21 protein-coding genes and 3 pseudogenes are annotated in these 24174 nt (G+C 48.0%); 15 read left to right on the forward strand and 9 right to left on the reverse strand.

Annotation, left to right across the window (positions count from 1 at the left end):
* Positions 1–138: 138 nt before the first annotated feature.
* Together W822_RS25720 and W822_RS46280 are read left to right on the forward strand one after the other, a co-directional pair.
* Positions 139–810: an HNH endonuclease signature motif containing protein gene (locus tag W822_RS25720; protein ID WP_024003374.1), complete on the forward strand. Its 672-nt coding sequence runs from the start codon at positions 139–141 to the stop codon at positions 808–810.
* Positions 807–1226, forward strand: a complete 420-nt coding sequence (locus tag W822_RS46280; RefSeq protein ID WP_155848064.1) for a hypothetical protein — start codon at positions 807–809, stop codon at positions 1224–1226. Before W822_RS25720 ends, W822_RS46280 begins: the two co-directional genes overlap by 4 nt.
* A 642-nt stretch (positions 1227–1868) precedes the next feature.
* Here W822_RS46280 and W822_RS46770 read toward each other — a convergent pair.
* Positions 1869–2003 (reverse strand): annotated as a pseudogene (locus W822_RS46770) (transposase); the annotation flags it as partial.
* Between W822_RS46770 and W822_RS46580 the strand changes: the two are divergent.
* The 10 genes and pseudogenes from W822_RS46580 to W822_RS46285 all read left to right on the forward strand — a co-directional run.
* A complete protein-coding gene (locus tag W822_RS46580) occupies positions 1983–2132 on the forward strand; it encodes a hypothetical protein (protein ID WP_024003376.1) in 150 nt (49 codons plus the stop codon). The pseudogene W822_RS46770 and the gene W822_RS46580 overlap by 21 nt on opposite strands.
* A 66-nt stretch (positions 2133–2198) precedes the next feature.
* Positions 2199–2480, forward strand: a complete 282-nt coding sequence (locus W822_RS46655; protein WP_031242012.1) for a hypothetical protein — start codon at positions 2199–2201, stop codon at positions 2478–2480.
* Positions 2481–2867: 387 nt separating this feature from the next.
* Positions 2868–3263, forward strand: a complete 396-nt coding sequence (locus W822_RS25730; protein ID WP_024003378.1) for a nucleotidyltransferase family protein — start codon at positions 2868–2870, stop codon at positions 3261–3263.
* Complete coding sequence (locus tag W822_RS25735; RefSeq protein ID WP_024003379.1) at positions 3253–4350, forward strand: ABC-three component system protein; 1098 nt, start codon at positions 3253–3255, stop codon at positions 4348–4350. Before W822_RS25730 ends, W822_RS25735 begins: the two co-directional genes overlap by 11 nt.
* Complete coding sequence (locus W822_RS25740) at positions 4343–4834, forward strand: ABC-three component system middle component 2 (RefSeq protein WP_024003380.1); 492 nt, start codon at positions 4343–4345, stop codon at positions 4832–4834. Before W822_RS25735 ends, W822_RS25740 begins: the two co-directional genes overlap by 8 nt.
* Positions 4831–6663: an SMC family protein gene (locus tag W822_RS25745; protein ID WP_024003381.1), complete on the forward strand. Its 1833-nt coding sequence runs from the start codon at positions 4831–4833 to the stop codon at positions 6661–6663. The genes W822_RS25740 and W822_RS25745 overlap by 4 nt, the downstream gene beginning before the upstream one ends.
* Positions 6664–6806: 143 nt before the next feature.
* Positions 6807–7205: pseudogene (locus tag W822_RS25750) on the forward strand (helix-turn-helix domain-containing protein); the annotation flags it as partial.
* A gap of 92 nt (positions 7206–7297) precedes the next feature.
* Positions 7298–8335: an IS21 family transposase gene (gene istA, locus W822_RS25755; protein ID WP_024003383.1), complete on the forward strand. Its 1038-nt coding sequence runs from the start codon at positions 7298–7300 to the stop codon at positions 8333–8335.
* Positions 8332–9114 carry an IS21-like element helper ATPase IstB gene (istB, locus tag W822_RS25760; protein WP_024003384.1) on the forward strand — a complete coding sequence of 261 codons (783 nt, stop codon included), beginning with the start codon at positions 8332–8334 and terminating at the stop codon, positions 9112–9114. The genes istA and istB overlap by 4 nt, the downstream gene beginning before the upstream one ends.
* A 77-nt stretch (positions 9115–9191) precedes the next feature.
* Positions 9192–9296, forward strand: a pseudogene (locus W822_RS46285) (IS21 family transposase); the annotation flags it as partial.
* A 476-nt stretch (positions 9297–9772) separates the two neighbouring features.
* Here W822_RS46285 and W822_RS25765 read toward each other — a convergent pair.
* Positions 9773–12700: a TIR domain-containing protein gene (locus tag W822_RS25765; protein WP_024003386.1), complete on the reverse strand. Its 2928-nt coding sequence runs from the start codon at positions 12698–12700 to the stop codon at positions 9773–9775.
* A gap of 1767 nt (positions 12701–14467) precedes the next feature.
* Positions 14468–15370 carry a LysR family transcriptional regulator gene (locus tag W822_RS25770; RefSeq protein ID WP_081724249.1) on the reverse strand — a complete coding sequence of 301 codons (903 nt, stop codon included), beginning with the start codon at positions 15368–15370 and terminating at the stop codon, positions 14468–14470.
* 168 nt (positions 15371–15538) lie between these two features.
* Here W822_RS25770 and W822_RS25775 point away from each other — a divergent pair, with 168 nt between their 5' ends.
* A complete protein-coding gene (locus W822_RS25775; RefSeq protein WP_024003388.1) occupies positions 15539–16744 on the forward strand; it encodes a multidrug effflux MFS transporter in 1206 nt (401 codons plus the stop codon).
* Positions 16745–16776: 32 nt separating this feature from the next.
* Complete coding sequence (locus tag W822_RS25780; protein WP_024003389.1) at positions 16777–17841, forward strand: aldo/keto reductase; 1065 nt, start codon at positions 16777–16779, stop codon at positions 17839–17841.
* A gap of 158 nt (positions 17842–17999) precedes the next feature.
* Here W822_RS25780 and W822_RS46730 read toward each other — a convergent pair whose 3' ends face one another.
* The 4 genes from W822_RS46730 to W822_RS25790 all read right to left on the reverse strand — a co-directional run bounded on the left by W822_RS46730 (position 18000) and on the right by W822_RS25790 (position 21233).
* On the reverse strand, positions 18000–18131 hold the full coding sequence (locus W822_RS46730; RefSeq protein ID WP_024003390.1) for a hypothetical protein: 132 nt from the start codon (positions 18129–18131) through the stop codon (positions 18000–18002).
* Positions 18132–18374: 243 nt separating this feature from the next.
* A complete protein-coding gene (locus W822_RS25785) occupies positions 18375–19592 on the reverse strand; it encodes a protein-L-isoaspartate O-methyltransferase family protein (protein ID WP_172642754.1) in 1218 nt (405 codons plus the stop codon).
* Between the two features lie 43 nt (positions 19593–19635).
* The gene (locus tag W822_RS0123100; protein ID WP_172642755.1) at positions 19636–20250 is read right to left on the reverse strand and encodes a LysE family translocator; all 615 of its coding nucleotides are present in this window, start codon (positions 20248–20250) and stop codon (positions 19636–19638) included.
* Between the two features lie 8 nt (positions 20251–20258).
* The gene (locus W822_RS25790; RefSeq protein WP_172642756.1) at positions 20259–21233 is read right to left on the reverse strand and encodes a TauD/TfdA family dioxygenase; all 975 of its coding nucleotides are present in this window, start codon (positions 21231–21233) and stop codon (positions 20259–20261) included.
* A 444-nt stretch (positions 21234–21677) separates the two neighbouring features.
* Between W822_RS25790 and W822_RS25795 the strand changes: the two genes are divergently transcribed.
* Positions 21678–22226 (forward strand): NUDIX hydrolase, encoded by a 549-nt coding sequence (locus W822_RS25795; protein WP_024003394.1) that lies wholly within the window; start codon positions 21678–21680, stop codon positions 22224–22226.
* Positions 22227–22643: 417 nt separating this feature from the next.
* Here the strand turns inward: W822_RS25795 and W822_RS25800 are convergent, their stop codons facing one another.
* A complete protein-coding gene (locus W822_RS25800) occupies positions 22644–23219 on the reverse strand; it encodes an amino acid synthesis family protein (RefSeq protein WP_024003396.1) in 576 nt (191 codons plus the stop codon).
* A gap of 51 nt (positions 23220–23270) precedes the next feature.
* Complete coding sequence (locus W822_RS25805) at positions 23271–24155, reverse strand: NAD(P)-dependent oxidoreductase (RefSeq protein ID WP_031242017.1); 885 nt, start codon at positions 24153–24155, stop codon at positions 23271–23273.
* Positions 24156–24174: the final 19 nt, after the last annotated feature.

The following is a 24174-nucleotide window of genomic DNA, read 5'->3' on the forward strand; positions in this document are numbered from 1 at the left end:
CTCGCCAAATGAAAGCCACATGCGATTGTGGAAGATTAGGAACTCACTGTTATCTACTTTATTCATTACTAGGGCAGCCATATGGATATCTACTGTAGACATCCATCCGGCACTTGAAGCATATGGAGTCGCTTAACCATGGCAATTAGTGACAACACGGTAAAGCTGCTCTGGGGCCGTGCAGCCGGAATTTGCTCAAATCCTGGCTGCCGGGAAGATCTGACCGTCCTGCTCGAGGGTATTCGTGGCTTCAATGTTGGCGAGATGGCTCATGTTATTGCCAGTAGCCCTACTGGCCCACGAGGAGTGGCCGGCGGAGGAAGTGATGAGTATGAAAACCTAATTCTTCTGTGCCCAACGTGTCATCGTACGATCGACAAAGCTCCATCGGGAACCTACTCAACGGAAACGCTTCATTTATGGAAAAGATCTCACGAGGCTAGCATTCGTTCCAATGGCATGGCAAAAATTTTTCAGAACTCTGAAGAATTAAAGAAACACATAACATTCCTACTTGCTGAAAACCATGCGCTGTGGGCCACTATAGGGCCGCAATCCTCAGTGGCAAAAACAGATCCCGGATCAAACATGAATGAAATTTGGACGTTGCGAAAACTTGATACGATCGTCCCCAATAATATTGAAATCATCAATACAATCGGCGCAAACTTTAGGCTACTCAGCAAAGCAGAAATATATCTATTTTTCTTATTTAAAAATCACGCTAAGGCCTTTGAGCAACACCAATACACTAGGTTAGACAATTACCCACTCTTCCCCCAAGAGTTTGAGAAAGCGATGCAACCATGAGCCAGAACGGAAGCAATACTTGGAATGTGAGCTTTGCCCAGATTTCATGGCTCGAGCGACTTATTCGAAGCCACGGAAACTTTCTCAACCTCAGCCGGCATCACGATATCGCGTTCGAATTAGATCGACGTCAACAGCAAGATCATCTTTCCATAATATGTCTCAACGAGTACGCGATGGGGCTTACCGCAGTACATCGTGTTATCCATGAATTCGGAAAGCCATCAATTATTTATATTGGTGGCGGGTGGTGCGGTTACACGGAGCAAGCAAAGGAATTTTGTCTTTCTGAGCGTATAGGACTTTATGTCACAAATGAAATGTCGGGTGCTCTTTGGGCCAGCGAATATTGGGGATATCATCAACGAGACCAGAAAGGCAATCCAAACTATTACTTTAGTCGAGAGCAGGCTTAGTTCTGTCTATGGTTTCGGATCCGCGTTTCGAGGAGAAGAATTTCAGGACATTGACATACTCGCCGTACTCGGCAAAAAAACCGGTTCCATGATAGAAACTTACTATGCTTTGCGGGAGGTGCTTGTGAGCGCAACGAGAATGTACGGCGCTCCAATACACTTGACGGTACTCACAGAACCTGAGTTCGAGTCAAGGCCTCTCAAGTGTATGAAAGAGCTTGTCCCTTTGTGGACTAATGAGAGCTAGAAATCTCTTCCAGCAGCTTCAAGGCAGCTAAAGTCGGAGCTAGTGACCAGCGTGATTGTTACTCGCTTCACACTGATTTTTTCAGTTAAGTACAGGTACAGTACAGGTACAGTGACCAGTTTTCAGCCAGTCAGGCAAAATACGCTAACCTACTGATTTGAAACTAGTTTTACCTATTTCAACCTACGCTAGAATTCGCCCCATTTCCCTGTATGAACACTGTAAATTACCGACTCAAAATCCCCCGCCGCAAAGCCTGCCGGTTCGATTCCGGCCCCGGGCACGACAGTTAAATCCCTAGGAAATACAATGATTTAGCGCGATTCCCATTCTTACTCCGATACCGGGGGGATCTTCTAAAATTGCGGACTCTACACCATAAACGGGGATGGTACTCACCAAACTCTGTTAATCACTCCATTCCAACCGCATTGAGCCAAGACTCGCAAGCGGTAATTCTCAAAATTCCTAAACCCATACGCACGACGCGAGAGCATTTCCATTTTAGTATGGAAGCCTCCGGTGATGCCATCGATTTGGAAAAACGCCACACCAAAGGCTTTATGGTTCTTCAGATCGACCAGCGTGGTCGCGTAGCCGTCCTTGCGGCTGAAGAAATGCTCGTCGATGCCCAGTATCTGCGGGCACGATCGGCCTGACAGCTTCGAGACTTTCTGCTTAACGAAGGACTGATACCAGCGCTCGACCGCGGCGCTGCCGATGCGGTGCGCACAAGTCAGCTTGCGCTGGCTGACGCCGCCGTCGTGGGCCTCAAAGACCTCCAGGTGGTGCAGTGGTATTTAGGCAGGCTCAGTAGACACGCTCTGGTGCACAATCATCAATCGATTACCCTGGCGGGTGTGCTAGAACGCGCGCTGGTAGGTCGCCTTGATCCGGACCGTCTTGTGCCGGCAATGCAGGCAGGGTGGGCGCTGTCCAGGCCGGGTCCAGACGTGAATATCTCGAAGGTGTTGCACGCGCTCGACTACAACACCAGTCAATCCTAGTATAGAATTTACGGGGGACATCAGTATTACTTCCATTAAGCCATGTTCTTGCTAAAACAAGTTTAATGAATACCGCTTGTCCCCCATTTATGATGAAGAGCTAAGAGCTACGCGGACAGGAGCTACAGTCGCGAATAAGGTGATGAAGTCAGGAAAGATGGTTGAGCAGGCAAAGGCCAGATCTTTGGGTGCAGAGTACACGTAAGCGCCAGCTCGCAGGCCCGAAGGGGGAGGACGGGCCGTAGGAAGGCTGGCGAAGCCTAGAGCAGCGCGGTCTGCATATACACAGAGACGCCATGGTTTGATTAGGTGAAGAGTTTCAAAAGCAACACCACTCTGTTAATTTTTGATACATTCAATTAAATATCAGTTAAAGGACAACTCACCATGCTGACTAGAGTCGATGAAGATTACCTTGCCGCACTTGCGATCAGTGATATGCGCTATGACAAAGCCAGCCGCAGCTACCCTTCGCTCGGAGCATGGCTACATCGCCCACAGCCCACTGTCCTCGCCTATAACCCGCAAGTCCATGCACAAGGATCCTTTCGTTTAAGTACGGCAATCCGTCAACCGTGCGACGACGAAGAGTACAACGGCGACTCTGTCTTCATTCTTGAGACCTTGGGCGCCGACGACCTGTCCCAGAAACAGTTGAAAACGCTCGCTGGCAACGAAATCAAGGCGTATCAGCGGTCTCAGAACATGGTAAAACCCATGCAAGGAGGACGTCGCTGCCGGATAGCCGTAGCTAACGAAACAGGAACATTCAATGATCTCTGATTCTGACCTCAAGAAAATCCAACCAAAATTATTGAATGGGGAATCATCTCCATTGCATGTTCAAGTCGGCGTACCAATTCCCAAGGTTATACGAATCAGATTTTTCAGCCCCGACGAATGGGAGGAATTCACAGAGGAATGGGCGAGCTCTCTAAAAAGTGATTACTCCAGAGTCCGGCGCTTCGGTGGGTCTGGCGACTTGGGAGTTGATATTGCCGGTTTTTTTTCAGAACAAGGATTTGAAGGAGAATGGGATAACTATCAATGCAAGCGATATGATCACGCACTACGACCAGGAGATGTTTGGGTAGAAATCGGGAAGATTATTTATTACTCATACAGAGGTGAGTACACCGCTCCACGTAAGCATTATTTCGTCTGCTCCCAAGGAATTGGGACTAGCCTTGAAAAGCTATTGAACAAGCCAGCGGAACTGAAAGCAAAAACGATCGAAAATTGGGATAAATATTGCCTCAACGGAATCACCTCAACAGTAACCATATCACTAACAGGTGGCCTAAAAAGCCATCTAGACGCCTTTGACTTTTCAGTGTTCACATCCCGATCGCTAGTTGAAATAATAGAGGGACACTCCAAAACTGTTTTCCATGCTGTTCGCTTTGGTGGAGGACTCCCTGCCCGTCCAAATCCTACTACACCTCCACCCATACCTACCGAAAACGAAAGTCGCTACATTCGCCAACTCCTCGATGCTTATGGGGACCATCTGGGAACACGCTTGCATGACACAACAGCGCTGAATTCACACGACATTATCAAACGTGACTACCTACGGCAACGTGAACGTTTCTATCACGCAGAATCCTTAAAAAACTTTGCGAGAGATACGGTACCGGAGGGTACATTTGACTCGTTACAAGACGAAATTTATCATGGTGTCATTGATATCTGTGAAAACAGCCATCCCACTGGATTCGAAAGAATGAAGGCAACGGTAGCACAAGCATCAGCTGTCGCAGGGACTTCAAATCCGCTGGTTTCTTCGATAAAAACCCAGGATCGACAAGGAATTTGTCATCAACTTGCAAATGATGACCGCCTAATTTGGATGCCGAAAAATGACTAGTTCTATATACCCAAGTCCCTTTAATAGCCCACTCGAAACAGGGATACGTTCGCTGGCGATCCTTGTTGCTTCATTTCCAGTAGCATTTGATCTGCAGCGGCTGGTTGAGATGGACTATCTAGTGGTCCATTCAGGAGATGCTGACGGTCCACAGAGCCTTCATGCGCCTCTTCCATTGCGCGCAGGAGAGCTTCTAGTGAGACGCGGTTTAATCGAAAAGGGTTTAACCTTAATGATGAGCCGCGGTCTCGTGCAGCGCGTGCCGGCTAACGACGGTTTTAGCTATCTTGCTGGAGAAAGTGCTGCACCCTTCGTTGCTTCCTTAACTTCAAGCTACTCTCATCAACTTAAAGAACGTGCGGAATGGGCTGTAGGCAGATTTCAGGATATAAAAACGGAGGAAATTCAACGCATAACACATAGTTTTTTCCAGCAATGGTCAAGCCAATTCCAAATCATTAACTCGGGCCGGAGGCCTCATTGAACGATAATTATATGCAGCTTCGGAAAATTTTGTTCAGAGGCCCAAGCCGTGAGGCGAGCCTAAGCTTCGCACCTGGAGTAAATGTAATTTGTGGTGCGTCCGACACAGGAAAATCCTTCCTCGCTGAATCGATTGATTTCATGCTTGGCGGCTCGGAACTTCGAGGAATTACCGAATTAGCAAAATATGCCGAAATAGAACTCGACCTTAGTATCAATAATGGTGAAAATTGGCGCTTTCGTCGATCCACATCCGGTGGAAATTTTAAGCTAATCAATCTTGCCAAACCAGATTCGGATGAGGAAGTACTCAAACAGAACCATACTCACGGAAAAACTGACAATCTTTCGGGATTTTTGCTTGAGAAAATTGGACTTTTGGGGACAAAAATCCTAAAAAGTAGCGTCAAATCGACGACCCAAAGTCTTAGCTTTAGGAATTTGGCCCGACTTATCCTTGTGCAGGAAGACGAGATTCAGCAAAAAGGATCGCCGTTTTGGAGCGGGCAGTTCACGACCAAAACAGCGGAATTAGCAACTGTCAAACTCTTATTGACTGGTATAGATGACTCTTCTGTGATCTCAACCATTGAAGTCGGTAAAAATAATACGGAACAGGTCGCTCTGATTGATGAGCTGCTCACAGATATCAAGATAGAAATCGAAGATATAGGAGGAAATCGTGACGAGCTTGAATCCCAGCTTGAGCGACTCGAGTCGTCAATTAAAAGTCATCGAGATTCGCTCAATGTCGTACAGCAACGACTGGATAGCTTCCTGGCCCAAAGGCGTCGAGCGCTCAACGAGCGAACTGATACGCTAGATCGCCTAAGCGAAATTTCCGATATGTTCTCACGGTTCAATTTGCTTCAAGAGCATTACGTCGTTGACATACATCGTCTTGAGGCGATCCAAGAAAGCGGCTCAATGTTTACTCATGTTGACTCAGTTCCTTGCCCACTTTGTGGTGCAACGCCTAATGCACAACATCTGGAAGCCTCTTGCGAAGGTGACGTTAGTGCGATTGTTACCGCCGCTGTCGCAGAGATTGCAAAGATTGAGAAGCTGAAAGACGAATTGAATAACACTATTGCCGATCTTAAGACTGAGGAATTTGGCCTTGAAGAATTGCTAGCGGAAAAAGAGGCCACTTACCAGTCGCTAGACAAAACAATACAGCAAACAATTGGGCCCGAAGTCAATGACGTCCAGATTTCATTTTCAGAACTGATAGAGACGCGTTCTAAGATCCAAAAATCCATTGATCTGTTCACAAGAAAAGACAAACTTGAGAGTCGTAAGCGCGCATTGGAAGATGAAGGCGACACAAGAGAAGAAAAAGGCGATGTAATATCCGGGCTTCCCGAGTCAATCGCACACTCACTCTCTAAAAAAATATCGTCGATCCTCAAGGCGTGGAATTTTCCGGGCGATGGACACGTTTATTTCGATAAACAAAGTTCAGATTTTGTCATTGATGGCAAACCCCGTGGCAGCCGCGGCAAGGGACTACGTGCAATTACACATGCAGCTGTAAGCGTTGCACTGCTTGAGTTTTGTCAGGAAAAAGGCCTATCACATCCCGGATTTATCACTCTCGATTCTCCTTTGCTCGCCTACTTCAAACCGGAGGGCGAAGATGATTTAGCTCTTAAAGGCACTGATTTAAAAGATCGCTTCTATGAATATCTTGCAAAGCACCATGGCAGAGATAGCCAAGTTGTAATTATAGAAAATCAACACCCACCTGAGAGTATGAAAAATCGCCTTACTGTGACCGTGTTTACCAGCAATCCTAACGAAGGCCGCTTTGGGCTACTTGAAAAGTGAGCTACTTGTATCAACTCCATATTTCTATGTCTATGCCGATTTTACCCAAGATTGTTGCGCGCAAGTAATAATGAGCCACTCCGCGCAAAGTAAAACTGAGCCACTTTCCCGTAAAGTTGACCTTTTGTGCGCGAAGGCCGACGATGCTTCAGAAGGACCAGTGGATGTCTATCCATGTACTCAAGGCCCAGGGTTTATCACTGCGCGAGATCTCGCGTCGCTTGGGCATGTCTCGCAATACCGTATCTCGGCATCTGGCCTCGCCAGAGACGGCGCGTTACAAGCCGCGTGAAGCGCGGCCAACAAAGTTGGAGCCGTTTCACACGTATATAGTGCAACGCATGCAGGCAGCCGAACCCGACCAGATTGCCGCCCCGGCGCCTCTGAGAGAACTCAAGGCGCAAGGTTATCAGGGTCAACTGCGTAGCGTTCAGGCGTTCATGCAGGCACATCGCCCGGTACCGGCCCCCGACCCTGTTGTGCGTTTTGAGAGGCCACCGGGTCGCCAGATGCAATGCGACTTTGTCGCGTTTCGCCGCGGTGTCGTCGGCACTGTAATAATGACCCCCATCGGCAAATGAATTTTGACCCCTGTGTATTTCTCTGCGGTATCCGAACCCAAGGAAATCGCAGAATGCTGTCACAGGAAACATCAATGGAAGTACAGATATTGGCCAAGCAAGGACTTGGCATTAAAGAGATTGTTCGGCGCACAGGTTTAGCGAGGAACACCGTTCGCAAGTATGTGCGGCAGCCCGATAGCCGGCCACAGTACGCTGCTCGTGCGGCCAAGCCAACTAAACTATCGCCATTTGAGGACTACATCTGCTCTCGGCTTCAAGACGCATTGCCGGACTGGATTCCCGCCGCAGTCCTGTACCGCGAGATTCGGATGCAGGGCTACACAGGTGGTGAACGCCTGGTCAGGCAGTATGTCTGTCAGTTCAAGCCAGCCGCTAAGGAGGAACCGATTATTCGCTTCGAGACCGAAGCGGGTCGTCAGATGCAAGTTGACTGGGCGGTATTTCGGCGTGGTAGAAACAGACTATCTGCGTTTGTCGCCGTTTTAGGCTACCGCAGAATGAGCTTTGTGCGCTTCGTGCAAGACGAGCAATTCAAGACGTTGATCGATTGCCATGAAGCCGCATTTGACTATTTCGGCGGTGTGCCCCGCCAGGTGCTCTACGACAACATGAAGTCTGTGGTGCTCGCGCGAGATGCCTATGGCCAGAGTCAGCACCGCTTTCATCCGGGATTATGGAACTTTGCCAAGCATCACGGGTTCATACCGAAGTTGTGCGCGCCTTATCGCCCGCAGACCAAGGGTAAGGTAGAACGCTTTATTCACTACCTGCGCCATAGCTTTTACGTCCCCTACAGCTCGATGCTTAAGCCAGCGGGCCTACAAGTTGATGCGCCCGGGGCCAACGAGGCGGTGCGCCGTTGGCTATTGGAGACGGCCAACTGTCGTGAACACCGAGGCTTGCGGGCTCGGCCTGTTGATCGGTGGCAAGCCGAGCAGGAACAGTTGCAGCGGCTACAACCGCCTTGGGGTCAACCTAAACCCAGTGTGCCAGCGTATTGCGGTTCGAGTCCACACATACGACTGGATCGGCTGCCTTTGCATCACGATCTATCCGTCTATGACGCCTACCTGACGGAGTCATTATGACTTTAGCTCCAGAGCGCATTCATAGTCTGTGCGAACAGTTGAAGTTGGCGGCGATCGCCACTGACTGGCCAGGCTTGGCCCAATCGGCAGCACAAGCCGAACAACCGTATGCCGACTATCTTGAAGCCGTGCTGCGTGCTGAATGCCAGGCGCGTCGTGCGCGCAGCCAGCAAACGATGACACGGATGGCCGGTTTCCCAGCCATCAAGACACTGGATTCGTTCGACTTTGCTGTGGCGACAGGGGTGCCCAAGGACGTCATCCTGCAGTTGGCCTCACTGGCGTTCATTGAGCGGCGTGAGAACATCATGCTACTGGGCCCCAGCGGCGTCGGTAAAACGCATCTGGCCATTGCCTTGGGATACTTGGCAACGCAGGCAGGACTGAAGGTCAAGTTCATCGGTGCAGCCGACCTGTTGCTGCAGCTGGAAACAGCTCAGCGCCAAGGACGTTACAAACCGTTCCTGCAACGCTCCATTCATGAGCCAAGCTTGCTCATTGTCGATGAAATCGGCTACTTACCTATGACGGGCGATCAGGCCAACTTGTTTTTCCAGGTGATCGCTAAACGCTATGAGGCAGGATCAGTCATCATCACGTCCAACTTGCCATTCGGTCAATGGGGTGACTTGTTTGGAGGAAACGACGCTTTAGTGTCTGCCATGCTGGATCGGCTTTTACATCATGCACACATCGTGCAAATCAGAGGAGAGAGCTACCGCTTGCGGGAAAAACGTCGTTCGGGATTGCTGAGGGCCCACAAACCTGAGCAAAAGTAGGGGTCATTATTCGATTGCCGATTTCGGCAATAAAGGGGTCAAAATTCAATTGCCGTTGACAGCGGTAGCCATCCCCTTATGCCTTTACGGCTACGGTGGGCTACAGCCGATGGCGGTGGATCAGGTTTGCCAGCACACTTGTGGTCTGCCACCATGCATTGTTCGAGAGCCTAGGCGGTGTACGACCTAGTTCCAGCAGCAAAAGGCCCTTGCATATCTACCCAACCCACTGCCCTGCCGTGCTGCGGGGATAGTCGATGACTGTAGCCATGGCTATGATTCTGTCTACCGGAGTAGGATTGGACCCAAAAAAATCATGTTCGGTCAGCTCGCGGACTAAATGGTCTCTACCTAAGACAAGTGTCAACGCTTCAATCAGAGTTGTCTTGCCCGTATTGTTGCCCCCCCACCAAGACAGCGTGTTTGCCGGACCGCACAAAACCCGTTTTCATTCCTTGAAAATTGTCAATTTTCAAGCTGGCTATTTGCATTTCTATTTTCTCGTGAAAAAGGTGTACAACCACAAACTTCTTACCTCAACTAGGGAAGATGTAGCCAAGCACCTTATTTGACTCATCGTTCAGGTGTGCGAGAGCCAACATGGTTAGCGAGCGACGGGCACAGCCAAGAGCAACCTCCTCCGACGCTTTCCTGAAGATCAACTTACCTCCGCTATGAAACGCTTCAACTTTGCATCAGGATAACCGTCGCTCACAAACTTACGAACGCTCGGCTTAAAAGCAGGTGAAATCTCGTAGAAATCAGCGACTGTCTTTGCCTTAGTGTGCAGAAAGTACCCTGCAGCCAGTAGCCGATCAAACTTATCTGCAGCAAGGCCTGGAACCTTGTTTGAGAACTTGATGAACTGTCGTTTATTGTCAATGAAATGGTCACCGCGGAAAAAAGAACGGAGGAAGCGAGATATCTCACTATGGATCATTGCCTTTTCTTCGGCTTTGCTCCCTTGTGTGACAACGAAGGCTTCCTGCAAATCCCCTGGATCGCAAGTGATGTCAATCATCGACGGTTCGAGCTGCGTATTTTTGATCGCGATATCTGCGCAGTCTTCGAAGGTCGAGTACATGAACTTTGTTTTGCTAAATCGACAAGCCATCAGATTTCGATACCCATGAAATCTCGACCGCGTGACAATCAGATTCGAGAAGTCCAACGTTGGAAACGAGCCTTTAATATAAAGGCCATTCAGCGTACGCTGACATTCTTCGTAACCGCATAGACCGTAGAAGGAAAGGAGCTTTTCCGTCGTCTCCTGAACTGGTAGTTTGTGGATCGCAAAGTAAACGTGCAGCAAACCTGCGATCGCAGCCTTCGCCCGTTCGCTATCTACTCTAGTGCTTTTTGACGACGATTCCGATACCGCTTCGTCACGAAGCTTCGGTATTATTGCAGCGAGGGCTTTTTCGACCCCTAAGAGGTTCGTCCTGAAGAAGCGCTTGAGATCCTCCCCCTCCTCGTTGTCTGGTATTAACCGCGAAAATGCGAGAATAGTGCTTTTTTCAAGGCTCGTGTGCATGAGTCCACGAAGCATGAGAAGCACCTCGAGGTACGAACTCAAGAACGAATAACGCAGCTCGATGTCGTCCCCTTTTACCACTAGCAGCGGATTCAATTGGAGTTTGGAGGCAATCGAACTCGCACGAGCTTCGTATAAAATGTTGAGCCGCTCGAACATCTGCGAAGCTGGCCAACGTTTTCCAAAGTCGATTACGAGCTCCGAGATAAGTTCAACCACCTCGGCTTCTGGAATTTCTACTTCATGCCTTGTTTTCTCGCGACGCAAGACAGAATAAATTATGTGGTCGGTAAGGTCGTTATTCGATGGATACGGGGTCAAATCATCTGACACATCGAGATCATCCGTTCGACCGTCTCGCAATTCATCTTCAACTACAGTCGTTGAGATATCGGCAAGGAAAGGGATGATACGCCCTTCGTCATCGCGAATACGGATCTTCGCGATTTGCGACATAACTTTTTCGGCCATAGATTCCGCAGAGGTATAGCTCGCAAGGCGACGGTTAACGTAACTTCGACAGCTTTCAGTGTCAAAACCCAATAGTTCGTAACGCTCAATCGCAAGCGACTCCAATCGAATGTCATCCGCGATGACATGATTACGAGTGGTTAGCAAAACGTTAGAGCTACCAAGTTGATCATGCAGATGTTTTAGAGACTCCAAGAATGCGCCAACATCGAATCTCTCCTGAAAGAGTGAGGTCAATTCATCTAAACCATCAATGATAACAGAGAGGTTGCCGCAAACGACAGCTAAATCAAACGTCGACCGTTCAAAGAGTTTTCCGTGTCCTTGGTACTTGGCATATAGTTCATAGATATCGTAGATACTCTCCACGCGAGATTGAGCGAGGCCGCGCTCAGCAACATATTTTTTTATTGACTCGGCTTGTATGAGGACTACCGAAGAACGAAGATCTTCTCGAAAATGTAGTCTCTGGGCCACAGATAAACAAAGAGACGTCTTTCCCATTCCTCCTGGAGCCACGATCAAGTGGGCAGCTACCTTCGAGGGCTTTTGTAAAGCCTCGACCACGTGGTCCAGTGCAGGCTCTACGCGAATAGACTCTCCATTTTCATTGCTGATGTAGGTCAGTGCTTGGTTAGTGTAGTTTTCAATTGGGCTCGGCTGGTCAATTTGCTTGAGCGAAGCATCAATGCAATAGTCCCAGATGTACTCTTTGTAAGTGCATTCGTGGACCCGTGTCGAGAGCCCTACCTCATTGAAGGTACGTGCGATGAGATCTTGCTCTGGCCGACCAACGCGCGGTCGCAGGACAGTAATATCGCCCGGACGAATCTCGGCCTTCAACAGTTGCTGCGCCGCATGCTGAGCACTCTGCTTGATGTTGCCACTCGGATGCAGTGCAAGAAAGTAGCCTACAGCCGGAGACTTTGTTTCCCACAGCTCGTATTTCACCCGGTGATTACCGGAGAAATCAGTGCCAGCGGCTCCGGTAACCAGCGCTCGGCGGTTGGGGTGATTGACTTGGATGAGTTCTTCGACCCTGGTGAAGTCATAGGCCACCTCACTGAGGGTAGTGAGACTGCGACGCTTCTTGGGACGTTGTGCCGTGGCGCGGCCTCGCAACAAGGAAAGCAGTTCTTCAATACTCTTGGGAAAGAGTGCATCATCCGTAAAGTCAAGACGAAAGTGGCCTTTCAAATAGCGTGGTGTGGAATCCTGCTCTCGCTGCATAACGATCAGCTTGCTTCGTTTTTCCCGCACCATCCCTTCCCAATGCACAGCGCTTGCTAGAAAGGTTTCAAGCCCTACGCCGTTTATACGGTCGTCGGCCTTCTCCTTGTACTTAGTTGTGGCCACCACCAGCACGTAATCTGCGTCATGGATACCAGCTTCCATAAAATAATTTTTGTCGACTAGGCTATCTAGGTCATAACCATCCCAAGCGACCGAAATCTCTTCGATTTCCTCCAAAGTATCTGCCAACTTCTTGACCCACGCCCTATGCTCTAAACTATCCCAGCTGTAGGAAATGAAGATTTTTATGTTTTCCATTTTTCTCTCTTTGAATTCTCTCTTTTCCATAGCGGAAACTGGTTGCACACCCAACACATGCATTTCAGAAACGTTTACAACTCAATAGACCGGTAACTGCAACAGTCAAAAAAGACAGCTCAAACGCCAAACAAGACTGCCCATCTCTCTAATTTTCTTGTTGCAGGATTCGCCATGCCTCAGTGAGGCCATTATTAGACACAATCCCTGCACTCACAGCACCAAGCGAGTGAGGTTCACTCAGTGCCATTGGTTTAGCCCCTAACCACTTCCGAACAAAAAAAATTCATTGATAGCCCATTGCTCTTATTAATGACCGCAGGAGGCGCAATTTCGGAAAGATATCTAGGCGCCACAACACGTTCGCCAAAAATACTTGCCAGCGCCCTTCCATCGCCATCATGCATATCGCACATAGATTCGAGAATCGGATCGGTTCTCTTGCCAAGTAGAACATAATTTATCTAAATGTGACTAATTTTAGCCATATCGCTCAATTATTAAAGCCGCGAAGCATAGGGATTATCCACAATTCCCTGAGATATACCTCATTTTGACGTTGTTGCTGCCACGTTGGTCACCACAAATTCACACGCATCGATAGCTCACCACACGCTTGCCGTTGGCGTAGTTGCTACCTCAATCCGCTTTACTTTTGGAGTTTCTATGATCCCGTACAGCCAGATCTATCGCCCTCGCTCGCCCGTTGCTATCGGTAGACTCAAGCCCGAAAGCAGAACTTACTAAGCAACATAGACAAAATCAATGTGATTCTATTGTAGAGTGACCATGTCATCCCGACTTTGCTTTTCACTATTTTCCTTTGCCCTCGGCTGCCACTCTACCAACGAGCCATTACAAAACTTGCCCTGCAGCCTCCTTAATCGCTACATAAATCGCGGTAATAAGTGCGGTAATCCCCCGCACCTCCCGAAGCAGCAACGCGTCCTGCCTTCTTATCAACAATCGGTGACAGGTTAGCCGTACCTGATGATCCATTTGAATAGAAAAATGTTACCTTTTTAATAAAAACCACATCATTTTGAAGACATAAGCTACCTAAACCGATAAATTTGCCAAATTTATTCCGCCCTTGGTAGCTTTATGCATCAGTACCCTTTGGGTAGTCTATCGCAGTCTCAAAAAAACCAGCTCAAGTATGTTGAGCTGCGGCTCCGCTTCCTAGGTGAAATACGCCGGCCAGGCCTGATGCAGCGCTTCGGCATTGCCTCGGCGGTGGCCTCACGTGATTTCGTACTCTACAAAGATCTAGCCCCTCAAATCATTGTCTACGATGACAAGATTAAGCGTTATCTACTGGGGCGTTCTTTCGAGCCGCTGTTTCCTATACCCAACCCAAAGACTCCTGTCAGCGACGAGGACCTGGAAGGGGCAGTCCGCATCAGCGAATTAAATGCAATGTGCTGTTGTAGCAGTTCTCTAATTATTAGTACTGGAGGACTTACATACCGCCGATACAATGTTACCTGCTATCGCCAAATTTGTCGAGCACCCGGCTAGCTCCAGAAGAGTAGCATTCACCCGGGCTGATAGCCGACAACACAGTCGGCTTAACTCAATAATCGTTAGACTGTATTCACATGTAAGACATTGAATACATCGAAAGGGAAATTAAGCACTTACGGCTGTAGGTGACCGAGTTTGTACCCTGAATTAATCAGGAGAATCAACGCGTGAAATCACTCGTGAGCAATAATGGACAAGTAGCACTTTTTTCCACACAGATCTTGAAATCATAGTCTCGGTTGTTCAGTCAGTTCGGGATACACCGAATGATTACGCATCACTACCCATTCCGATAATCGATCCCGCCAGCATATCTTTCGTTTCATGCAAACTGTCCCTAATAAAATTCGCTACTGCTCGAATTCTCGGCACCTCAATACTATCATCGTGCAATATGAGATAGATATCCTGGCTAAGATAATTTTCAGGTCCATCAATTCGAACGAGTCCTGGCGTGTGGTCACCAACCAAACACGGTAAGTAAGCATAGCCAAGCCCAGCTTGAGCCGCAGCAACCTGTCCCTTCAGTGAGCTTACCCGGACACTGGATTCGCGCCAATAACGATGGGCCATAGCAGCCCTGGCGATTGGCAACGATTGACAGTTTTCCGACCACCCGATAACTCCAAGATTAATTTCCTGTCCGTCCGAGATGATCTCTCCCGAAAGATAAAGCGCATGCCGAAGGGTTCCTAAAGTCCGAACCTTGAAAGGCCCACGCTCAGGCATAGAAACCCGAACAGCTAGATCAGCTTCACGCGCATGCAGTGGGACAGGTTGAACATCCGTCTGAAAATCAATATTAATCAGCGGGTAACGCGCCAGGAAATTTGGCAGACGTGGCAACAGGATCAGGTTCGCAATATTCTCACTTGTTGCAACGCGAACCGTGCCCGTTGGTTCTTCCGCAGCGGCCTCAAGTGACGAGGACAGCGCGCTAAACCCATTTTCAATCGAAGTGCAAGACTCCAGAAGCACCCTCCCCTCCTTGGTCAGGGCATAGCCAGTAGGGCTACGGGCAAAAAGCAATTGACCAAGTTCAAACTCAAGGTTCGCCAGTCTTCTTGACAGCGTGGCCGGACTCATGCGCAATGCATTTGCCCCAGCCGTTAGCGATCCAGCGCGAGCTGTTGTAATAAAACACTTTATATTGTCCCAATTGATTGTTCGCATGCCGTATTCAGTGTCATTTGATTGCCAATACGCCCAGATATTTTAGCGATTTTCAAAAATGAAAAAGGGTGTGCGAAAGATAGCCATAGAAATTTGGCTTATCGGCAAATAAACTTATCCAGTAGCAGCAGGCGATTACGCTACCGCAAGAAACTGGAAAATTCTGCAATGACTGATATATCGACTACCGAGACTCAAAACATCAGAGCAAAAGGATCTGATCACTTTTACGCCTTTCTCATCGTCGCCTTGGCGCCGATTGGTCAGATGGGAATCGACATTTTCACCCCGTCACTCCCTCTCATCACCAAAGAGTTCGCATCCACTCGCGAGTTCGTTCAATTGAGTGTTTCACTCTATCTTGCTGCCTTTTCAATCGGGCAACTTTTCTATGGCCCCCTTTCCGACAGCATAGGACGTCGTCGATCTTTGATATTAGGACTAATACTATTCCTGGCTGGCTCCCTAATAGCCATTACCGCAGCAAACATAAACATTTTTATAGTAGGCCGTCTGATTCAAGGCTTCGGTATTACATGCGCATCCGTCTTGATGCGGGCAATTGCAACCGATATGTTCAAGCCACCTCAACTTGGAAATGTGCTCACCTATATGGTCGTCGGATGGGGAATGGGGCCAATTATTGCGCCCGTTATTGGTGCGGCTTTGCAGGAAACGATCGGATGGCAATATTCATTAATTTTCCTGGCAATCTACGCCGTCATTCTTCTGCTGCTTATTGTGTTTGTCATGAAGGAAACAAATCGAAATTTAGTGCCGTTTAGCCTGACGAAGATTACGTCAGGCGTTTGTGAGATTTATAGTAATTTTCGGTTCATTCTCATTTTTCTCTCGATGGGCTTTTGTTACGGGGTGATTTTGTGCTTTAACCTCGTTGGCCCATTCGTTGTTCAGGAAGCGATGGACTATAGCCCCAGCACCTTCGGCGTACTCGCACTGGCTATGGGCCTTGTGTACTTCCTCGGTGTCCTGTCGAATCGTGTCATGCCTGCCTCCGTCACAGCAGCAAGAAAATTCTCCATTGCTTCCCTGGTTTGCGTCGTGGCGGCCACGTTACAGTTTGTTCTTGCTCTACTGATCGACTTAAACATTTGGACGCTTGCTGTCCCTTTTGCTCTAGTTGTCTTCTTCTGCGGAGTCATGTATCCGAACCTGATGGCAATGGGAGTTTCTGCTTTTCCCCATATTGCGGGTCTTGCAAGTTCCATTTTGGGATTCTCTCTCATGCTGCTTGCCGCAGCCATTATGTGGGTATCGTCGTTGATGCAAGCCCACTCGCTGTTGCCATTTGCCACACTCACCCTTGTGTTAATGGCAGGCGTTTACCTTATGATCCGCGCTATTCGTCCTTAACCCACACCTTTACAGAGGCATCTATGTCAAACATGAACGATAATGCTGTACCTAATGAAAATAACGCTCTCCCCACTCGTCGCGCCCGAAATGGCAGCATAGAAGTTTCCATGATGGGCCTTGGCTGCATGGGAATGTCTGAGTTCTATGGCGACAAAGACGATAACCAATCTAGTGATTTAATCAATTATGCCGTCGACAAAGGAATGCGCTTTTTTGATACGGCTGATGTTTACGGATACGGTCATAATGAAACCCTGGTTGGGAGCGTGCTTCGGGATCATCCAAAACGCAAGGAAATTATCCTTGCAACCAAAGGAGGCATTGTTCGAAAGGGCGATGACAGCAGCCATCGAAGCATTGATACCTCTCCTGAATACCTGCAAGTAGCCATTAAACGATCCCTTGATCGCCTGGAAACGCCGATCGATCTTTATTATTTGCATCGCGTAGAGGATGATGGCGCACGGATCGAAGAAAGCATGTCAGCCCTGGCCGATCATTTGCATTCCAGAAATATCGGCGCAGTCGGCCTGAGCGAGGTTTCAGAGAAGACCATTCGTCGTGCAGATGCCGCGCTGCGAAAGGCAACGGATGACAAACATGGGATCGCAGCCATCCAGACGGAATTCTCGTTAATGACTCGCCATATTGAAATTGACGGAGTCGATCAGGCATGTCGACAACTCGGGATTTTACTAGTAGCATATTCGCCGATTTGCCGGGGATTGTTGACTGCTCCCTCCTTCAATCCTGAAACACTAGCACCATCGGATTTCCGTCGAAATCTGCCACGATTCACCGGGGATAACCTGAAGCAGAATCTTCAGTTGATCGAAGTCCTGGCAACGGCGGCCAGGAACGAAGGCCTGACTCCTGCGCAGGTCGCTCTCGCTTGGGTGTTGGCGCATGGTGATCATGTCGTGCCCATTCCGGGTACTCGCAGCAAAGCGCGTCTGGACGAGAATATGGCTGCATGCTCGGTCAAACTAAGTCCGGAAACAATAACGTTGCTTGAAGATGCTTTCGCCCCACAAGCAGTTGCCGGTTTGCGATATACGCCAGCTGCAATGCAGGCTTATGGTCTTTCTATCTGAGGCATTCTGGTTTGGTAAACATTGCATCTGCTCGTTCTTCGACGCATCTGGAAAGCACTTGCGGGGGATCAATGAATACCGCTTGTCCCCCGAGTAGGATGAAGACCCAGGAGTTCTCTAGTGATTAGGAAAATGACGAGACAACCACCTGCGCTGTTTTATTCGATCTCGATACCCGCATCATCAATGATTGAGCGCCACTTGGCACTGTCTTTCTGCACAAGCGCGGTCAACGCCTCTGGTGTGCTGGATACGAATTCGACACATTGAGGCTCAAACTTCTTGTTCATTTCCGGGTTATCAATAATCTTGGCAACACTACCGCCCCTGCCGGATCGTCCTTAGATTGTTGAGAAAGGCCACAAAAATCCGGCGAATGCCGGTTCGGCCTGCTGCTACCGCAGTTGCAGAAATCTTGACTGAAGAAAAATCCGGACGGTGATGAATTCACTCTCGGCGCGCGAGCCACGCCCGTCGTTTATATTTTAAATATTTGATCAGTGTCGTCACTTGGAAGCTCCTTACACTTTTTATTACACTGGGAGCGCCCATGTAAAACTAGTATCTCCTCGTTTTTCAGTCCAAAAGGGTCCAGTCGAATTGATAGGTGCTTGCGCGCCAGATTGAGTGACCATTAGTTTGAACTGGGCGCCTACAGGTTCTCCATAATTTACCCAATCAGTAAAACCTTTTAGCATGTTTTGTTTATAACGCTCGTCTCCAAAACTGCGTAAATTTCCCCCGTTCCAGACTGCGCCTGACGACCAATCAGCGGAAAGAAGACACTGCCCAATTGCCGATGGATCACCGAACACACCCGCTTTGAAGCTAGGCGCGATTTTATGATTGCTGAGGCCTACCACTAGATAATCCGATTGAGTCTTGGACATGAAGGATGAAAAGGCCAGAACGCCAGGAGGACCACCCGGAATATCCAGAATCTGCTGATGACCATGTTGGATCTTGTCGAGTAAGGCATCGTTACCGTGTTTAATCCCCGACAGATCGTTGCCGGAAGACGTCTGTATCATCTGCACAAACTTACAAATCCGCGCATCTATAGACTCAAATCCCCATTCAGTACGGACCAAAATTTGCACCTCTTCAGCTAATCCTTTATTGCGAAGAGGAATAATTACCCGCCCTCCAATTTTGCACAAGTCAAATAGGTATTGCGGGAATCTATACGTTGACGCCGTATACATGATGCGGTCAAACTGACCTTCTCTGACGGGGCAGGTGTTACCGTCTGCAAGCAAGATGGTAGCCTGACCAAGTCCAACATCTTGTAAGTTTGAACGAGCTTTAGCTGCCAGAGACGGAATGATCTCAACACCGGTCGCATTGGCTGCAATGCCGGATAGTTCTGCCATCATTGCCAGGAGCCATCCTGTTCCACATCCTATTTCCAGGACGCGATCTCCGGCACGGATATCTAATAGCGAAAGGAGATGAACAATGAAGGCAGGTTCAGAGCTCGAAGCTTGCAAGCTTTCTCCCTTCTCCCCGACATACATAAGAGGCTGATTTGAATAGATAAGTTCAAGCGCTTCCGCATCGGAACTGGAACGAAAGGACGTTTCCCACATTTCACTTACAAGACGAAAACGGTGTATAAACTTGTGCCGAGGGTACTTCAAGAAGGTCTGCCTTATACCATCATTAATTTGTGAGGGAGGACCATAGACCGGCGTATACCTGACCACAGTATCCAATAGCTCAAGATTAAGAGTTGAATAATCAACAGACATGTTCATTATCTCCCAAAGAAAAGAGTGTTTATGGCGGTTTCATTCACAGGCCGATCAAATAATTAATATTTTTTATAAATAAAGTGAGGCCAATTATTATTATCAAAAAGCCACTTGCTTTGCGCATCTTGTTAATTGCTGATTGATTCAGCTTCTTAGCAATGATGTTGGCGATTATTGCGTACCCCATCATTATGCTGAAGTCAACGATGACCCAACCAACCGTCAATGATGTCGCTGACACAAAATAAGGAATGGATTGATTTATAAACTGAGGAAGAAGAGTGATAAAGAAAATAATATCTTTCGGATTACTTATTCCCGTAAAGAACGACTCCTTGAATAGCGCGAGATTATTATGCTCATATATATCCGCCCTATTGATTTCGATACTTTTAAAACCTGATATCCCCACATAGATGAGCAATATCGCACCCAGAATCGATAGTACAGTCATCCATATATCATTTAGAAAAAATGCTATCCCGGCCAGGGAAATAACAATTAGAATGAAAGAGGCGCATATGCTTCCAAGGGCGTTATATAGACATTTTCTAGCTCCAAACATTGCCGAATGTTGAATGACAAGCAGAGCGGAAGGTCCTGGCGTTACGATAATCAGGAATATCGTTGCGAGATATAGGGTGTATTGTTTCACTATTGCACTTATATAATTTCTCGTATAACTGGCACTTGATCAGGAAGCCGCTTTCTCACTGCATCTATATCCTGCTTGACAAAAACTCGCTGAAGCCACCTGTCATACCCATCAAAATATGCTTTAAATTTCGTACGTGAGTGCGATGTGCGACGATTATCTATAATAATTAAGTCCCCAGGCTCTAACACTACTGTTTCCATAGTAGATCGCAAAGCCAGGTCGAGTTCACGAAGCGCGGATGAAGACTTTTCATTTAATGGAGTAATTAAATCCGAGTCGTAAGTCATATATGGATCTGACAAATCTCCTTCCAGGATTGGGCAATTTTTTAATTTATTGCTTTTTCCTAAAAAATTTCCAAATGACAAATCATAAGCGAAAGAGAAATTCGGCTTTCTAAGTTCGTCAATGATTTCTTTGCTTAGCATGTGCAAAGCTTTGCGAACACAAGCCACGCCTGTTTTTGCCTGCTGATGATGATCTTGACGTAAACAATACAAAAGAAGGAAATCGGGGCGAAATTCGTGAAAGGCGATATCAGTGTGGAGTTCTAAAAAAACATCGCTACTTTCAGAAGATTGAACCGAAGCACTCTGAGGTAAGGGACGAATATTATTGAATAGAGATCCCTCGCTTTCCTGTATAAAACCGTACAACTCACCTAAATGAGACCCTACCATCGTAAGGCAATATTCCGACACAAAAGCCGGTCGGGAACGCACTTCTTCATGCCTTTCTGGTGTTCTGATGAGTTTTTCATCGCAAGGCATTCCTTTTATAAGAATAAATCCATCAGTGTTTCCGTCGGATCTGAATTGAATAATTTTTGAAAGTACGCTTATAGGCAGCGTAAAGAAAGCAGTTTGAGCATGATGTTTAAAATCACGCATGGATAAATACGGATTGAGCTCACTCGAATCCGGCACGCATATTCCAGAATACCCCTGAGATACATATGACTTGAGGTCGATGATAGACATAACTTTTTTGAACCAGTGAAATGCAATGGGTTTATCGCAAATTTGTCGAAAAAAATACATCAGATAGATTTCTACATCGGCTGATCGCACTATGGCGCTTTTCTATGAGTGTCTATGTATTTTTTAATTTAATTTTTTTACTCAACCAAAGAAATTCTATTGCAATGAAAAAATCAACGCATTGATCTACATCAATGCACCGGACAACGTGAAGATTTTGATAACTGCCTACAGCGGTATCGCCAACACCATTCAAGACTAGTTAAAGTCCGCCACAGACTCCGATGTCAAGTCAAAATCTTGATCCGTATCATTTTCAACCGATAAATTTCGAGCTACGATGCCGTTTCGCTTTGTGACAGTCCTGCCCGCGCCATCTGCAAACGTATGAGGACTTTCGCAGAAGGATGAAGTCGATTTCAAAACATTCTTGATTCAATTGCCATGCGTAAAAAAGGACAGTTTCGGATTAAATCCACCACCCAGATATATAAGAACCCGTGGATAGAAGTGACTGAAGACAAGGTGATACGGCCAGACGGCACTGATGGTATTTTTGGCCTGCTGGACATGAAAGACGGCGTGGCCATACTTCCGGTCTTTCCCGACGGTCAGGTTATTCTTGGCAAGGAATACAAGTACGCCCAGCAGAAGGAAATGATTGAAATCATTGGCGGTGGCATAGACGAAAACGAATCGATCAATGAAGCCGCTTCGAGAGAGCTCGCAGAAGAAGCGGCGCTCAAGGCGGGAAAGTTTCATTATCTTGGGCCGACAGATCCATTTACCACTTTAGTGCGCACCAGAGATCATCTTTTTATCGCAACGGAACTTGAGCGCCTGCCTAAAAAGCCAGATACAGATGACTTTGTCGAACCTGTTTCCATTCCACTTAAAACGGCTGTGGACTATGTTCTCGAAGGGAAAATAACGCACACTACATCGTCTCTTCTCATACTCCGAGCGACGTTGATATTTCCCCAGTTCATGTAAGAGTTCTTTTTCAAAGCGTTCTAAAGACGCCTAAGATCAATAGCAACAACGACAGTGAAGACGGTGGAAATTACTGATACTTTTTAAAGTAAGGAATTGATATGAGGTGGATACACTTTTTCTTATTGGCAGTAGCATTTATCTTTGCGGCACAATTTTTGCACTATCTAATTACTGGGGCGATGTATAAGTTTAAAAATCCCCTTACGCCGTCTCTTTTAGCAGTATTACTTGCCGGTTTGGGCACGATTATTCATTCCTATTTTTTTTAAAATTGGATCATATCGGTAAATTTTTTAATAGGTTATAGGCGAACAAAGCGCATTGGCATCGACCGCTTGTGCGGCCAATGTCTTCGCCTCTGACTTGGACACCCCGGTGCCATTATCAACATCGGGGCGATAAAAGGCAGCTCGCTCAGCGCTGCCCATCCTCACCAACGACATCTTCAATCAGCAACCCACCCAACCTGGAATGAGGCCGCGGTCCGGTCGCCATGCCCAGCGCAAACAGAATTTCATCAGGCTTCGGCGAATCTACCGCACCCACTTCGACCAAATTAAAATGGCTGCGCACATAAGATGCGTGAATATAATGAAGCGGCATGATCAGTCTGAATCCCGCAGACGCCGTGACCTGGGACGCGGGTACCATGGCTTTTGGATTGCCCAGCACTTCCCGCATCGCCCAGCCCCCCGCTTCGTGCCAGACAGCACCATGTTCAGCCTCCCCGTTCAGCCCCACAATCGCAGCCTTGCCGTAAGATTGAACATTTTCCTTGCCTAATGCGCCTGCCAGGCGCGTTGCCAGGTCAAAACCCACTGTGCGCAGTTCTTTCATGAAGTCGATCAGATTTTCTTCATAGCGTCCGGCAAATGGGTTTTTTACGACAGCAAAGGCCACCGCACACTGAAGGGGCGCTTCAAGCACCGGACCGCCATCGTGGAAGATGTTTTCTACTGTCAGTACTGTCTTTCTTATTTCTATCGTCATATTCGCTCCTGATATCTATTAATCGCCCTCATTCCCTGCCCTGTCCGGCAGTCAGGAATTGAGGGTATTGGAAAGGTGATGATGGATTTCCAGATTGTCTGCCTGTGCAGGCGCAGTCTTGATGGCGCTTTGCCAGGTCTCGAAACAAAGACCCAGCAGCCCGGGATTGACACCCAATTGCTGGGCAAGATCGTGGGAAATACCCAAGTCCTTGGCCATCAGATGCAGGCCGAAACCGCCGCTGAAGTCGCCGCCCTTCAGCATATGCTGCCTGACCTTGGTTTCAGTCGCGACATTGCGGCCACTGGAGGCGTTAAGTACATCCGTAAACTTTTCCAGGTCCAGATCCAGTTTTTCGGCCACAATCAGAGCTTCGGACACGGCCATTAAGCCGGCGGCGTAGACGTAATTGTTGAGGGTCTTCATGCTGTGGGCAGAACCCGTTTTCCCGGTAGGGATGATCGCTGATCCCATTGCCTCCAGTACAGGCCGTACCCGTTCCAGCACCGCTGATTCCCCGCCCACCATGATCGCCAGCGTCTGGTTCTTTGCTTTCTGGACGCTGCCGGATACTGGGGCGTCCAGCAGGGCGATACCCTTTTGGCCCAGTTTTCCATGCAATTGAAGCGTGTCAAGGGGCGAACTGGATGACATGTCGATCACAACCGCGTCCTTCTTCAATGCCCCTTCCCGCTCGCAAAGGGGCAAAACGCAGTCCTGCACGATGCGGCCATTCGGCAGCATCAATATCAGGATGTCGATATCGGTCATCTCATCCAGCGAGTCCAACACCACATAGGTTGACTCGTTTTCTGCCTGTCGTATCGCCACACGGGCTTGCGAGTTGCCATCAAACGCCTGCACGTCGAACCGTTCGGACAGGTTCTGCATCATGGGCAAGCCCATTTTTCCGAGTCCTATGAATCCAATCTTCATTCTTCCACCCTGTGTTATA

Origin of the sequence: Advenella kashmirensis W13003 (assembly GCF_000506985.1) — a bacterium.
GTDB lineage: Bacteria > Pseudomonadota > Gammaproteobacteria > Burkholderiales > Burkholderiaceae_B > Advenella > Advenella kashmirensis_A.

Bases quoted from the DNA above. Each gene is read 5' to 3' on its own strand.
- W822_RS25720 (WP_024003374.1), top strand. From the start codon at position 139: ATGGCAATTAGTGACAACACGGTAAAGCTGCTCTGGGGCCGTGCAGCC.
- W822_RS46280 (WP_155848064.1), top strand. From the start codon at position 807: ATGAGCCAGAACGGAAGCAATACTTGGAATGTGAGCTTTGCCCAGATT.
- W822_RS46580 (WP_024003376.1), top strand. From the start codon at position 1,983: ATGGAAGCCTCCGGTGATGCCATCGATTTGGAAAAACGCCACACCAAA.
- W822_RS25730 (WP_024003378.1), top strand. From the start codon at position 2,868: ATGCTGACTAGAGTCGATGAAGATTACCTTGCCGCACTTGCGATCAGT.
- W822_RS25735 (WP_024003379.1), top strand. From the start codon at position 3,253: ATGATCTCTGATTCTGACCTCAAGAAAATCCAACCAAAATTATTGAAT.
- W822_RS25740 (WP_024003380.1), top strand. From the start codon at position 4,343: ATGACTAGTTCTATATACCCAAGTCCCTTTAATAGCCCACTCGAAACA.
- istA (WP_024003383.1), top strand. From the start codon at position 7,298: ATGCTGTCACAGGAAACATCAATGGAAGTACAGATATTGGCCAAGCAA.
- istB (WP_024003384.1), top strand. From the start codon at position 8,332: ATGACTTTAGCTCCAGAGCGCATTCATAGTCTGTGCGAACAGTTGAAG.
- W822_RS25765 (WP_024003386.1), bottom strand. From the start codon at position 12,700: ATGGAAAAGAGAGAATTCAAAGAGAGAAAAATGGAAAACATAAAAATC.
- W822_RS25770 (WP_081724249.1), bottom strand. From the start codon at position 15,370: ATGCGAACAATCAATTGGGACAATATAAAGTGTTTTATTACAACAGCT.
- W822_RS25775 (WP_024003388.1), top strand. From the start codon at position 15,539: ATGACTGATATATCGACTACCGAGACTCAAAACATCAGAGCAAAAGGA.
- W822_RS25780 (WP_024003389.1), top strand. From the start codon at position 16,777: ATGAACGATAATGCTGTACCTAATGAAAATAACGCTCTCCCCACTCGT.
- W822_RS46730 (WP_024003390.1), bottom strand. From the start codon at position 18,131: ATGAACAAGAAGTTTGAGCCTCAATGTGTCGAATTCGTATCCAGCACA.
- W822_RS25785 (WP_172642754.1), bottom strand. From the start codon at position 19,592: ATGTCTGTTGATTATTCAACTCTTAATCTTGAGCTATTGGATACTGTG.
- W822_RS25790 (WP_172642756.1), bottom strand. From the start codon at position 21,233: ATGTCTATCATCGACCTCAAGTCATATGTATCTCAGGGGTATTCTGGA.
- W822_RS25795 (WP_024003394.1), top strand. From the start codon at position 21,678: ATGCGTAAAAAAGGACAGTTTCGGATTAAATCCACCACCCAGATATAT.
- W822_RS25800 (WP_024003396.1), bottom strand. From the start codon at position 23,219: ATGACGATAGAAATAAGAAAGACAGTACTGACAGTAGAAAACATCTTC.
- W822_RS25805 (WP_031242017.1), bottom strand. From the start codon at position 24,155: ATGAAGATTGGATTCATAGGACTCGGAAAAATGGGCTTGCCCATGATG.